Raw genomic sequence first — 14,299 nt, forward strand, 5'->3', positions numbered from 1 at the left:
AAATATGAATCTACTGACGCTGATATTGCCGCTTTTAATCAATGGCCTGTGGCTAAACCCTGATACTGCTGATCGGGCAAATGTGAATGATGGGCCCTATGTACTTTATAAAAAAGAGCAAATAGAGGTACACAGTGTAGTACTTGAAGACGGTGTTCGAAAGGCTAAGTTACAAACCTTTCCGGCTGGAGCTCAAGCGGGGCTTCCCTTAAAAGTCAGGTTTTCTGATCACCCGGAATGGGATTTTACGGTGAAATTGCAACGGGTTCTTCAAAATGAACCAGCGGAGTTTAAACAGCCAGACCGGATAATTGCTCTTTCTGATATAGAAGGAGAGTTTGAAGCATTCAGAAAGCTGCTGCTGGCCAATAAAATAATAGATGAGCAGTATAACTGGATCTTCGGGAAAGGACACCTGGTTATCTGCGGTGATTTATTTGACCGTGGAAAAGAAGTTCCGGCCACGCTCTGGCTTTTATATAAGCTGGAACAGGAGTCTAAGGCTAAAGGGGGCTATTTGCATACGATTTTGGGTAACCATGATATTATGAACCTGAGTGGCGACCTGCGGTATGTAGAAGCTAAATATTTTGAGAATGCAAAGTTAATGGGACTGGACTATAAAGAACTTTATAGCCAGGATACGGAAATGGGACGTTGGTTGAGGAGTAAAAATCTGATCGAGAAGATTGGAGACAACCTCTGTCTGCATGCGGGAGTTGCCCCAGTGATCAATACCTTAAAAATGGGTCTGACGGAAATCAACACTAAGTGCCGTCCTTATTATGCACTGGCTAAAAAGAAAGATTTAATGACTGACAGTGTAGTTCGTAAATTCTTTGACGGGACACGCTCTTCTTTGTTTTGGTACCGCGGATATTTTATTGAACCTAAAGCAACTGAAGAAGAAGTTAATCGGACACTTGCGCTTTATCAGGTGAAAAGAATCATTGTCGGACATACGATAACTGCTGATAATGTTGGCTTTTATTATCAAGGCAAGGTATTGGGAATCGATGTCAACCAGCATAAAGGCAAACATGAAGGTGCACTTTATGAAAATAAAACCTGGTATAAGATTAATACTTCGGGGAATAAGATACCACTGCCTAAGGGCTCATAAACCATCACTTAATCAAGCGGCTCTTCTTTTGAAGAGCCGCTTTTTATTTTTTTAAGGTTTCAGCGTAATCAAAGTGACCTTCACATCAAATGAGGTGTAAACGTTCTCCTGTTTCCCCAATGTGGAGAGGTGGCTCATCAGGCGATCTGTAGGGTTGATGTTTTTTAAATAATACCAGGCGGGCTGATCTATTTCATCGCCAATATCGGTTAGAATAAGATGATTATAAATCACCCAGATTCTTTTCTTTCCTTCAAATGATCTGAGGTCTTTTTGTAAATGGGCTATGTAGTTAGGATAACTGGTTGAAACTTTGCGGTAATCTCCTCCTTCGAGTGCAGTAAAATTATAAGGGTAGGTATGCTTGTAAAAACGATAGCCAGGCAGGTCATTCCAGTACACATAAACTAGGTCACCACGTTTAAAATGAGTATTCACATAAGTAAGTGCTTCTTTTTGAAAAGATCTTTTATGAATGATAAATTCATCGGGATGTATCATTGTTTGCACACAATTGTAAACTGGCGCTGCTATTAAGAGTATAAAGAATAACAAGCTCACCTTGTCTGATTTGAAAAATGAGGCAATTTGATCTATTCCTTTGACAATAAAGAGGATGAGCAAAGGACAAATGAAAACCCAGAACCGTTCGTTTAAAGGGTAAAGCTTAAGCCCTGAGGCCAGAAAAACAAACACAAATGGAAATAACAGGATCAGCGCATATCTTTTATCCTTAATATAGAGCCATATCCCATAAAACAGCCCAATAAGTGGTAACCATGGAGTATTCAGAAGCGCTTTAAGCAAAACAGAATTTCCAGTAAACAATTTCCAGGTCAGGCCAAGCGGATATTCTATTAAATGATACAAGGCCGCTGGATACCAACGCAATTCTTCCATATTGACTGGTGGCAATGGCATGAAATAATGATAAAAATCAAACCACTCAGCTGCCCATTTAGACTCCGCATGTTTGTGTGTAAACAGCAGATAGTTCAGGACGAAACCTGCTAGCCATAACAAGAAAGGGACTAATTGTCTGAAGAATAGCTTCCAGTCTCGTTTGTAAAGATTTTTACAACTGATGCCTGTTGCAATTCCAGCCAGAATAAATATGGATGAGTAGGAGAACCATAGAATTGCAGCTCCTGAAATTCCCCAGACGAGTAATGATCGCCATGCTAACCGATCCTTATAGTGCATATAAATATACAAGATCAGTACAGTGGCAAATAGTTCAGTCGAATATTGTTTGATCTCAACGGAATGGAAAACCAGAGGAGGAGCCAGTGCTAATATCACTACAGCTGTTATTGCTGCAACCGGGCGCAGGAAATACTTGGCTACAGGAATGAAAAGCAAAATTGCCGCTATACCACATAAAACAGGAAATAGACGCAACACCATTTCGCCCGTTCCTAAAAGGTAAACAAATGTTTTTACAACCCATAAAAAGCCAATCGGTGCTTTTTGCTGATAATCCAAAGTGTGGGCCGCCAGCTCAATGTAATTCATTTTGATCAGGCTGGTAGCCAGATAAACTTCATCCAGCCAAAGGGAGCGGTTATATAAAAGATGGAAGAGACGAACGAAAATGCCGCATCCAATAATTATGCTGTACCAAATATTTTGGTTTCTGAGATAGCTGGATTGGTTTTTACACATATGAGTGATGCTCAGTCATGGGAAACTTTTTAATTAATGCAAATAATTCATAAATTTAAAGATTATTTAAATAGCCATAGGTGGATGTTATAGATTGGGAGAAAATAAAAGTTTTGATTCTTGATGTAGATGGTACTTTGTACAATCAGTCTGGATTAAGAAGAAGAATGTTATATGCTTTGCTAAAATATTATTTAGTCAGACCAACGCAACTCAGAGATCTCCTGATTCTATATTTTTTCCGTTCCGAGCGTAAAAAAAAGGCAGGTTATTGCAGTAATAACCTGGAGATTGAACAATATCAATGGTGTGCAGCTAAAATAGATGCCCCGCTGGAAAGAATTAAAAAGGTCGTTTCAAAATGGATGTTTGAATTTCCAAATCCTTATTTATATGCTTGCCGGTACGCTGAAATATATCCATTTTTGCAGCTGTTAAAGGAGCATCAGATCAAAGTAGCTATTTATTCAGATTACGGTGCCATTGATAAATTAAAAGCGTTGAAAATTGAAGCCGATTTGGTGGTCGCTTCTACTGATACAGAGGTTAATTGTTTGAAGCCGAAACCAATTGCTTTATTTCATATCATGAAGCACTTTGGTGTTGATTCAGCAGAATGTCTTTACATAGGCGATCGGGATGAACTGGATGGAATATGTGCTGCCCGGGCAAAAATACGCTACCTCAATATCAATAAATATAACTCAGGCAGCTTATATACAGCGCTTGCAAATAGTTTAAAAGGACATTATAAATAAGAGATTGTAAATGACGGTTAAAAAAAAGGCGGGTCTTAAAGATTATATAGCCCTCGCCCGCCCGGACAGCTGGGTGAAGAACGTTTTCATGGTACCTGGAATGCTGTTTGCATTATCTGTATTTAAGACACCTATAGACAGCCATCTGTTTTTTAAAATCATTATTGGAATTATCAGTACTTGTTTAATTGCATCGGCAAATTATGTGATCAATGAATACCTGGATGCAGATTTTGACAGGTTCCATCCTTTAAAAAAGAACAGATCTTCTGTTGTATACACGGTAAACCCAAAGTTAGTTTACCTGGAATACGTTGCTCTTGCAATTATAGGGTTGTCATTAGCTTACCTGATCTCGTATAAATTTATCCTGCTTTCGGCTTTCCTCTTATTTATGGGGGTTATTTATAATGTAAGACCATTCAGGAGTAAAGAACGGGTATTTCTGGATGTGCTTTCTGAATCAGTGAATAACCCTATACGTTTTGGTTTGGGCTGGTTTATATTTTCTCCGGCATTAGGTGCTCCGGACAGCAAATGGGATTTTGACTGGATCAACACTTTTCCTCCAACCAGTATTATTGTTGCCTACTGGATGGGAGGTGCATTTTTAATGGCTACTAAACGTTTTGCAGAATACAGGATGATTGGAAATCCTGAAACGGCTGGTCAGTACCGGAGGTCGTTTAAGTTTTATACGGAAAACAGCTTACTGGTCTCTATGTTTTTTTACGCGATTACCTCTGCCTTTTTTATGGGTATTTTCCTGATTAAGGACAGAATAGAATTACTGGTTAGTTTTCCATTTTTCGCTCTGTTGTTTTCATGGTATCTCAGAATTGGATTATTGAACGATTCTCCAGTACAGGGTTCCGAAAAACTACATACACGTAAGTGGTTTATGTTATATTTATTTCTTTTTACGGCATTGCTTTGCATTTTGATGTTTGTTGATATTCCATGGTTATATTGGTTCCTTAAAAACGCATCCAATATTAGATGAAATACGATTATTACGATTTGATTATTGTTGGCACCGGCTTCTCTTCTACATTTTTTCTGAAAAAGTATCTGGAAAAGAATAAAGGAGTAAAGAGGATCCTTGTGCTTGAACGCGGACAGTTATTCCCGCATAGTGAAAGATTAAAGATCAAAAGAGGGGAGCTTGCTGATTCTCCGGCCTCTGGTAACTCGTGGGAAGATCAGATCATGAATAAAACCCCGGAGAAAAGGTGGCCTTTTACGACTGCTTTTGGAGGAAGTTCTAATTGCTGGTGGGGATGTACACCAAGATTTATGCCTTCTGATTTTAAAATGAAGACGTTATTTGGGGTAGAAAACGATTGGCCGGTCACCTATGAAGAGCTTGACCCTTATTATGAAGAAGCAGAAGAATTGATGGCTATTTCCGGGCCGGACGGAACACCTTTTCCTAAGAAAAGTAAATATCCGCTTCCAGCTCATAATTTCAGCCCGATAGATAAAATACTGCATCAGAAATATGGAAATCAGTACATCAGCCAGCCTACTGCAAGGGCGAGCAGGGGTACAAAAGGGAGAAACCAATGTATGGCCAACTCAAGCTGCGATGTTTGTCCGGTAGATGCTAAATTCACCATAGAGAATTCTGGTATTGACGTATATCAGAACGCGCAGGTTGAACTTTTATATGGTGCACAGGTTTACCGTTTGGAAACCGCAGGCAACATAGCAAAAAAGGTTTGTTATGTGAAAGACGGAAAGGATTATGAGATCGCTGGAGAGGTTATCGTTCTGGGTGCTAATCCGATGTTTAATTCAAATATCCTGTTAAATTCAGGTGATCGTAATCCATTGACTGGTAAAGGGTTTGGAGAACAGCTTGGCATGCAGGTCTTAATTTATCTGGACAACCTGAAAAATACAGGGGGCAGTACCTGGGTCAATGCAAACGGTTATATGTTATATGATGGCAACCACCGTAAGGATTATGCTGCCTGTTTGATCGAAACTAATAATGCACCTTATAATATCCGGCTTGAAAGAGGTAAATGGTTAAATATGACCTCTTTCCGTATGATTTTTGAAGATTTACCACTCTCAACGAATTATATCACCACCACTTCAGATAAATTGGTGCCTGAAATCAATTTTAAAGGGGGCAGATCCGATTATGCACTGAAGGGAATGGAAAACATGAAAAAAGTTCTTCCGGGAATTCTATCGTGTCTTCCTGTAGAAAAATTGAAATTCCTGGACCCGTTTCCTAACGAAGGACATATTTTAGGAGGCACAAGAATGGGTAAAACTGCGGCAGATAGTGTGGTAGATAAAAATATGGTTCACCAACAGTACAGAAATGTTTTTGTACTGGGCAGCGGCTCGTTTACTACTTTTAGTGCATCAAATCCAACACTGACTTTATCAGCTATGTCATTGTATTCCGCAGATCATTCATTTTAGTTATGAAAAGAAGAACATTCATCACCATGGCAGGTATCGGAACAGGATTGTTAATTCTTCCTCCTGCATTATATATCGCATCTCCATCACTGCGAAAACATGCCGTCATGTTAATCAGAGAAGAACTGTATTACCTGAAACTGGATACTGCAGGATTGGATCAGTACGTCAATGATTATTTCAGTTCCTCATCCAATAATGCAATGACTAATCTCAGGTGGAAAGCCTTTTATTATTTAGGGATTAAAGCAGAAAAGTCAAATCAGATTTTTGAACTGATCAAATTTTACCTGCTGTCAACAGATTTTTTTATCCATAAAATGGACGAAAGTAAACTGGTCAGCTACCTGGGATTATATAGTCCTTATAAAAGCCCTGTTCCAAATCCTTATTCTTTTGTATTATACCCTGCTGATTAATTAGTGGCGTTTTTAGCCAGAAAACAACTTTTTATAAATTAATACTACTAAAATAGTAGTATTAATTGTTTTTACGGTTTTTCATTCTTATCTTTAGGGTAGATAAGTTAAAACAATTTAAAAATACGCTCACCATGATTGCTAAATTACAACTTCAAAAATTATTGCTGACTGATTTAACAGGCAATTTTATGCGATGTTGTATGGCGTAAAGACTACTATTTGACCCTATAATTTACAAACTGAATCGTTAAGCAGCAGTTGTAAATCCACTCAATTACCGGAGCTGATAATCTTGATTTCAAAATCCTGATACCCCGGCGCATTTTGATGGAATATTATGGTGGTCATCTATTCTTTACAACAAAGCACCGGGGTATCAGGATTTATTTTAAATATACAGCTTTACCATCTAATTAATCACCACCATTAGTTAGTTGATTTATACAGAAGAAGGGAGAGGCAGTCTCGTTGAACTTCTAGCAACTTTCCATAGGAAAAAGTGCTCAACCTGATCCAGCAATGGATTATAAATTAATTAATAACAAGTAACTATTCAGGTTTCCTGGCTTGCTTCTTTGCAGAGGCAGTTCAATTGTGAACTGGCAGGAATCGTTATGAGTTCGTGGCTTTGTTATGAAAGACTATAAAAAATAGGACTTAACACTAATAAAGATGATTATGAAAACTAAATTCTCCTCTAAACTGGCAGGACTACTAACCTCGGTCGTACTGATCAGCGGAACTGCCTCCGCTAATGATTCAAAACCTCTTCCAAAAGAAGGGATCTGGCGTGGCGTTTTTACAGTCAGTGAATCGCAAGTTCCTTTTAATTTCGAATTCAAAGGCAAAGATTCAAAAAATGCATTACTTACTTTGATTAATGGATCAAGACGTGATGAATTTCATGTAGAACGCCGTGGTGTGGATTCGATCTATGTAAAGATGAATACCTACGATGCAGCTTTAGTTGCTAAAATTGAAGACAATGGAACCCTGACTGGTGAATATCGTAGTCTTGTACCAGGTTTTAGGGGTAATTCTTTACCATTCATCGCAGAATATGGTAAAAGCTACCGTTTTGTAGAGCCGGGGAAAGAAATCGCCCCAAAACATAATATCTCTGGTAAATGGGAAATCAAAACTTACACTAAAGAGGCCGTCCCTGCATCTATCGCACTCTTAAAGCAATCTGGTAATAAATTGACAGGTGTAATTATGACCGTTGTGGGAGATACACGTGAACTGGAAGGTACTGTACAAGGTGATGAATTCGAACTTTCAGGTTTTACAGGCCCAAGCCCTTTTATTGTGAAAGGAAAAATCAATGACGATAACAGCATCACAGGCGAACAAGGCTTTGGAATCTATAAGAACTTGAAGTTTGATGGCTTGCGAAATGAAAAAGCAGAATTGCCAGATCCTTATAAACTTACCTTTTTAAAAGAAGGCTATAAAAAACTTGACTTCACTTTTCCTGATTTAAAAGGACAGCAAGTTTCCCTTAGCGATGATAAATATAAAGGTAAAGTTGTCATTATCGAAACTATCGGTACCTGGTGCCCAAACTGTACCGACCAGACAGTTTTTCTTGCTCCATGGTTTAAAAAGAATCAAAAACGTGGCGTAGAAGCTATTGCAATAGGCTTCGAACAGAAAGATGATTTAGAATATGCAAAATATACGCTGGGCAAATTGAAAGAAAAATACGGGATTACTTATGATATCCTATTTGGTGGTATAGCAGACAAAAAAATTGTTGCCGAAAAACTGCCTGCACTCAACAAATTTGTTGCTTTTCCGACGACTATCATTATCGACAGAAAAGGTGACGTCAGGGAAATTTATACGGGTTACACCGGAACTGTGACTGGTAAATATTACGAGGAATACGAAAAGAAATTCAATAAAGTGCTCGATGAACTCATTGCTGAACCTGTACCTCAACTGGCAGTTGCAGCGACTACCACAGGAAAATAAATAATCAACCTACCAAAAATATATATTATGAGAATTAAAGTATCAAAAATAGGGGTGCTGGCACTAGCTGTACTAATTTCCTCTGCTTCTTTTGCAGCGGGTAAAACCGAAGATCCAAAAGCAGCTAAAAAATTCATTAAAGAAGGAATCTGGCGTGGTGTTTTTAAAGTTAGTGAAACTGAAGTACCTTTTAATTTCGAATTGAAAGGAAAGGATGTGGAACACGCGACTTTCACACTGTTGAATGGGACGCGGAGAGATGATTTTCATGTCGAATATCTAGGCAAAGATTCTTTGTTCATCAAAATGAATACTTATGACGCTGCCTTAGTGGCTAAAATAGATAACGATGGACAAATCAGTGGTGAATATAGAAGTCTTGTACCCGGCCTCAGAGGAAACGCTTTGCCTTTTACTGCTGAACAAGGTAAATCCTATCGTTTTGTTGAATCAGGAAAAGACGTAGCTCCCGCTGCAGATTTATCGGGGAAATGGGAGCTTAAAGGTTTCTCCAAAGAAGCCGTTCCAAACAAAATAGCCATCCTGAAACAAACAGGGAATAAATTAACCGGGGTAATTTTACAGGTGACTGGTGATAGCCGTGAACTGGAAGGAACAGTACAAGGGAACCAATTCGTATTGTCTGGATTTAGTGGCCCAAGTCCTAAAATTTATAAAGGTACAATTAACGAAGACGGTACCTTGTCGGGAGAGATCAGCCAGGGGATTTATGATAACCTGAAGTTTACAGGTGTTAAAGACAGCAAAGCAGAATTACCTGATCCTTATACCCTGACTGCGCTGAAAGCAGGAGTGAAAAAGCTGGCTTTTACCTTCCCTGACCTTACGGGTAAGCCTGTTTCACTAACTGATGAAAAGTATAGAGGTAAAGTGGTTATTGTAGAGCTGGTAGGTACCTGGTGTCCAAATTGTACAGATCAGACTATCTTTTTATCTCCATGGTTTAATAAAAATAAAACCCGTGGTGTAGAGGCTATCGCGATAGGATTCGAGCAAAAGGACGATCTGGAATATGGTAAATATACACTTGGGAAATTACGTGATAAATATAATATCAAATATGATATCCTTTTCGGCGGATTAGCCGATAAAAGATTAGTTGCCGATAAATTGCCTGCCTTAAACAAATTTGTGGCCTATCCGACTACGATTATTATTGACCGTAAAGGAGAGGTCAGAGAAATTTATACAGGTTATACCGGAACAGTAACCGGCAAATACTACGCAGCGTACGAGAAGAAATTTAACAAAGTACTGGATGAATTATTGGCAGAACCAGTTCCGCCAGCTTCTTATTTCAGTGCCCAAACAGAAACCCAAAATCCCTAGAAAAATATGAAACAAATAAATGCATTAGTTGCCATTGGAACAGTCCTGGCTCTTTCTTCCTTTTCTATGATCGATCGCATGGCTTTAGTCCCATTGAAAGATCCGATTGGAAAATACGTAAAAGCAGTACCCTATAAAGTAGATGCGGCACACAGTAAACTTACATGGCTTGCAAAAAAAGTCACCGGGGAACATTCCGGGACTATAGCTGTGAGTTCAGGCTCACTCAATGTAGAAAATAATGTTTTAAGAAGCGGAAGTTTTGATCTGGATACCAAATCTATTGTAGTGACTGATATCACTGACAAAGAGAGTAACGCAAAATTACTAGGGCACCTTAAAAGTGATGATTTTTTTGCTGTAGAGAAATTTGATAAAGCCAAATTTGTGATCACTTCTGCAGTATCTAAAGGTGCTGGTCTTTATGATGTTAAAGGCAATCTGACGATTAAAGGAATCACGAATGAGGTCAGCTTTCCTGCCAGCGTTAAAATTGACCAGTCTAAACTTACAGCGACTGCAAAAATCCTGGTCGACAGAACTAAATACGGTATTAAGTTCAGGTCTAAGAGTTTCTTTGAGAACCTTGGAGACAAAACAATCTCTGATGAATTTGAACTGAATATTCAGCTGGCGGCTACTAAATAATAACCGATGTTTTGACTGATAAAGGAAGGATAGTTCTTATCCTCCTTTGTCATTTTGTAAATGAAATAAGAATGATATGCTGATGATCCCCGTTAAAATAAATGTTTTGCTGCTCATAAGTTTCCTGGTATTTATTCTTGCTGGCTTTGGAGCTGATGATCCAGCCGTCATTAATAGTAAAGAAAGGCTTGGAGAAAAACTTTTTTTTGATCCGGTACTCTCTAAAGATAAGTCTATCAGCTGTTCATCTTGTCATAAACCGGAATTCGCATTTGCAGATACCTCGGCAGTGAGCGTGGGTGTTGGAGGTATTAAAGGCACAAGAAACTCTCCGTCTATCACCAATCTTTCTGGTCGGCCAACTTTGTTTTGGGATGGAAGAGCATCTTCTTTAGAGGAACAGGCGCTTCAGCCTATAATTAATCCGGTTGAAATGAACCTTCCTATAGCCGAGGCTGTGGAGCGTCTGAAAACAGATCAGACTTATGCAGCTTTATTTCAAAAAATTTTTAATAGTCCACCCACAGAAAAGAACCTTTTGTTAGCTGTTGCTGCCTATGAAAGAACGCTTGAAACAGCTAACAGTCCTTATGACCGCTATATCAATGGTGATGATCAGGCTGTTTCTGCCTCCGCTAAACGTGGAAGACTGCTCTTTATAGGGAAGGCAAATTGCAATAATTGCCATTCCGGGGAAGATTTTACTGCTGATCGCTTTAAGGGGATCGGGTTGTTCAACGAAAACGAACTTAAAGATGCTGGCCGTTATGAAGTGACCAAAAACCCAGAGCATAAAGGACATTTTAAAATTCCAGGTTTGAGGAATGTTGCCTTAACGGCGCCCTATATGCATAACGGGATGTTTAAGACTTTGAAAGAAGTAATCAGCTATTACAATAACCCAGATTTGATTATCAAAAATGGTAAAAATAGAGATCTGTCCTTAAGTAAACCTCTGGGATTAGCTGAAGATGAAATTACTGACCTGGAGTCCTTCCTGATTTCATTAACGGATGACAGATTTATAAAGAAGAAACCATGATTCAGGTTCCCCTGAAATAAACCGATTATACTTTTTACATGCTGAATTACGGCCTTTTTTGACTGTGAACGGCCATTGTTATGTCCAAATTAACTCTTATACATGAAACAAACTTTACTCTTATTCTTTCTTTTGGGTGTGCTGATCTCCCCAAATACATTTGCGCAGCAAAGAACAATCAACGGCATTATCTATTCCGCAGAAGATCATCTGCCCTTGCCGGGCGTCTCTATCCAGATCAAAGGACTGGATGGAGTTACGATCTCTGCAAAAGATGGATCTTTTAAAATACCTGTTAAAAATGGAAGGTTTCTGGTTATCTCCTATATCGGTTATCAAACCCAGGAAGTAGAAATTGGAAAATCTGCCATATTTAATATCAACCTGGAGCAAGCTGATAATAACCTCAATGAATTACAGATTGTCGGTTCACGCAGTGCGAACAGAACCAAATTAAACTCTCCGGTTCCGGTCGATATTATCGATCTGAAATCCTTGCAGGAATACGCTCCCCAATCCAGTGTTACGCAATTACTTCAATATGTATCTCCTTCTTTTCATTCCTCAGTTTCTGGCGGTGGTGATGCAGCTTCAGCGACATCTACCGTTCAGCTGAAAGGTTTGGGAGTGGATCAGGTATTAGTATTGGTGAATGGCAAAAGAAGACATAAAAGCTCGAACATCAGCTGGGGGGGATTAGGTAATGGCGCAACCGGATATGACCTGAATTCAATTCCTGTCGGAGCGATTGAAAGAATCGAAATATTGAGGGATGGAGCGGCGGCGCAATACGGATCTGATGCGATTGCTGGTGTGATCAATATCGTATTGAAAAGTAACGTTGACCAGTTAACAGTGAGTACCATTGAAAGTATACGCCGTAGAGGAGATGGCTTGACTACCCGTACCAATGCTAATTTTGGTGTGAAGTTAGGAACTAAGGGGTATTTCAATGTGACCGGAGAATACGCAACACAGGCAGTTTCTTTGCCTGTTGGGAAGAACTCTGATGGAATTTATATTGGACCTGCTTATGGCGGCGGAGCCAATACCAGGGGCTTCGATCAGATATATACCAAAGAAATTGATGATGCTATACTGGCTTCAAGAGGTATTGACCGTCATTTCTTTGATCAGCGCGGATCTACTAATAAAGCTATAGAAGGTCTGCTCTCTTTTAACGCAGCTATCCCTTTGAAAGATGGATTTGAAATCTATTCTTTTGGAGGGATCAGTCATCGCAATTCCCAATTTACTGCAGTCTACAGATTACCTGGATGGACGGAGCGGAATAATACCTTTGTCTATCCTGATGGATTTCTGCCCGCAATGGACAACATTATAACAGATCAGTCTTTCGCAGTTGGCGTAAAAGGAAAAATAAAAGAATGGAATGTAGATGTATCCAATGTTTATGGAAGGAATGCTTTTGATAATATAATTACCAATTCTTTGAATGCCAGTCTAGGACAAAAAACACCAAGAACCTTTAATGCGGGTAGTTATAACGCATCACAGAATAGCGGAAGTATTGATTTTACAAGGAAGTTCTCCCAAGTACTGAGTGGTTTAAACGTTGCTTTCGGTGGTCAATACAGAGTAGAAACTTATCAGATTAAAGCAGGAGAGGAGAGTTCTTATTCCAAAGCAGATTTGAGCCCGATATATGACGTGCAATATACTACAGGAGGTATTCCATATTTTAATAATATCGGTAGTACGCCATTGAACGGCCTGTCTCCGGGTTCACAAATCCATGCTGGTTTCCGGCCCGGTAATGCTGTTGATGTAAAGCGTTCCATTTCTGCCGCTTATGCTGATCTGGAACTGAATGTAACTAATAAGTGGTTGGTTTCTGGTGCATTTCGTGTAGAGAATTACTCTGATTTTGGGAGTGTGAGTACTTTCAAAGCAGCAACACGTTATAGCTTTGCTAAATGGCTGGCTATAAGAGGAGGGTATAATACAGGTTTTAGAGCTCCTGATCTCGCTCAATTTTATTATACAGAAACCTCTACCACTTTCCAGAATGGAGTTGCAATTGATCAGGTGACAGCAAACAATGTAAATCCTGCTACTAAAGCACTTGGTATACCAGCCCTTCAACCAGAAAGGTCTAAAGGCTATTCGGCAGGTATTACTTCTCAACCGTTACAAAATATAGAGCTGACGCTTGATGCTTATCAGATTGATATTAAAGACCGGGTAGGGAATACCGGACGTTTTTCTGCGACGGATACCAACTTACCAGCTGATGTAAGAGCATTATTTGTACAAACAGGAACCATACAGGCCAAATTCTTTTATAACTCATTTAATACGAGAACCAAGGGTATTGAATTTACAGGAAGCTATAAATTCTTATTGCCCGATGGTTCAAGCGCAGCATTTTTAGCAGGTGGTAATTTTCAGCAAACTACACTGACCAAAGTAAACACTCCTAAAGGATTGGAAGCTTATCGTTATATCATTTTTGATGAAAGTGAGAAAGCCAGAGTCACATCAAGTATCCCTGCTACGAAAATCACCTTGCAGGGTACTTATAATTATAAAAAGATTAATCTGCTGCTCAGAACGGTATACTTTGGTAAAGTGACAGCCGTAAGCCAGCTGAATGCTAACTTTCCTCAGCCAGACTATTATTATCAGGACTTTAGCCCGGTGTGGATTACAGATTTTTCAGCCGGATATCGTATTACTCCTGAATTACAGGCTACCATTGGGGTAAATAATTTATTCAATGTACTGGGCGATTATTCTATTCCGGCGCCAGGAAGTAATATTACCAGAACCCAGGCTCCAAGTGCCAGTCAGGCAGGTACAACTACAGGTATTCAGCCGTTTATCAGGTTATCAGCTACTTTTAAATAAT

The 14,299-nt window shown here is 39.2% G+C and carries 12 protein-coding genes and 1 riboswitch; of the genes, 11 read left to right on the forward strand and 1 reads right to left on the reverse strand.

The annotated features are described in order from the left end of the window. Positions 1-4 precede the first annotated feature (4 nt). The gene (locus tag ABIB30_RS25270) at positions 5-1,123 is read left to right on the forward strand and encodes a metallophosphoesterase (protein WP_354305797.1); all 1,119 of its coding nucleotides are present in this window, start codon (positions 5-7) and stop codon (positions 1,121-1,123) included. A 51-nt stretch (positions 1,124-1,174) separates the two neighbouring features. Here ABIB30_RS25270 and ABIB30_RS25275 read toward each other — a convergent pair whose 3' ends face one another. Next, positions 1,175-2,638, reverse strand: coding sequence for a glycosyltransferase family 39 protein (locus ABIB30_RS25275; RefSeq protein WP_354305798.1), 1,464 nt, complete (start codon positions 2,636-2,638; stop codon positions 1,175-1,177). Between the two features lie 60 nt (positions 2,639-2,698). Here ABIB30_RS25275 and ABIB30_RS25280 point away from each other — a divergent pair, with 60 nt between their 5' ends. The 10 genes from ABIB30_RS25280 to ABIB30_RS25325 all read left to right on the forward strand — a co-directional run bounded on the left by ABIB30_RS25280 (position 2,699) and on the right by ABIB30_RS25325 (position 14,298). Further along, positions 2,699-2,821 (forward strand): hypothetical protein, encoded by a 123-nt coding sequence (locus ABIB30_RS25280; RefSeq protein ID WP_354305799.1) that lies wholly within the window; start codon positions 2,699-2,701, stop codon positions 2,819-2,821. 47 nt (positions 2,822-2,868) lie between these two features. Next, positions 2,869-3,546: an HAD family hydrolase gene (locus ABIB30_RS25285; RefSeq protein ID WP_354305800.1), complete on the forward strand. Its 678-nt coding sequence runs from the start codon at positions 2,869-2,871 to the stop codon at positions 3,544-3,546. A 10-nt stretch (positions 3,547-3,556) separates the two neighbouring features. Then, a complete protein-coding gene (locus ABIB30_RS25290) occupies positions 3,557-4,549 on the forward strand; it encodes a UbiA prenyltransferase family protein (protein WP_354305801.1) in 993 nt (330 codons plus the stop codon). Further along, positions 4,546-5,988 carry a GMC oxidoreductase gene (locus ABIB30_RS25295; RefSeq protein ID WP_354305802.1) on the forward strand — a complete coding sequence of 481 codons (1,443 nt, stop codon included), beginning with the start codon at positions 4,546-4,548 and terminating at the stop codon, positions 5,986-5,988. The genes ABIB30_RS25290 and ABIB30_RS25295 overlap by 4 nt, the downstream gene beginning before the upstream one ends. Before the next feature lie 2 nt (positions 5,989-5,990). Next, on the forward strand, positions 5,991-6,407 hold the full coding sequence (locus tag ABIB30_RS25300; protein WP_354305803.1) for a hypothetical protein: 417 nt from the start codon (positions 5,991-5,993) through the stop codon (positions 6,405-6,407). Between the two features lie 439 nt (positions 6,408-6,846). Further along, a riboswitch (SAM riboswitch) is annotated at positions 6,847-6,943 on the forward strand. A 145-nt stretch (positions 6,944-7,088) separates the two neighbouring features. After that, a complete protein-coding gene (locus ABIB30_RS25305; protein WP_354305804.1) occupies positions 7,089-8,387 on the forward strand; it encodes a peroxiredoxin family protein in 1,299 nt (432 codons plus the stop codon). Between the two features lie 27 nt (positions 8,388-8,414). Then, a complete protein-coding gene (locus ABIB30_RS25310) occupies positions 8,415-9,737 on the forward strand; it encodes a peroxiredoxin family protein (RefSeq protein WP_354305805.1) in 1,323 nt (440 codons plus the stop codon). 6 nt (positions 9,738-9,743) lie between these two features. After that, positions 9,744-10,385: a YceI family protein gene (locus ABIB30_RS25315; RefSeq protein WP_354305806.1), complete on the forward strand. Its 642-nt coding sequence runs from the start codon at positions 9,744-9,746 to the stop codon at positions 10,383-10,385. Positions 10,386-10,461: 76 nt separating this feature from the next. After that, positions 10,462-11,427, forward strand: coding sequence for a cytochrome-c peroxidase (locus tag ABIB30_RS25320; protein WP_354305807.1), 966 nt, complete (start codon positions 10,462-10,464; stop codon positions 11,425-11,427). A gap of 102 nt (positions 11,428-11,529) precedes the next feature. Then, positions 11,530-14,298 (forward strand): TonB-dependent receptor, encoded by a 2,769-nt coding sequence (locus ABIB30_RS25325; RefSeq protein ID WP_354305808.1) that lies wholly within the window; start codon positions 11,530-11,532, stop codon positions 14,296-14,298. Position 14,299 lies beyond the last annotated feature (1 nt).

It is taken from the genome of Pedobacter sp. UYP1 (assembly GCF_040547305.1).
GTDB lineage: Bacteria > Bacteroidota > Bacteroidia > Sphingobacteriales > Sphingobacteriaceae > Pedobacter.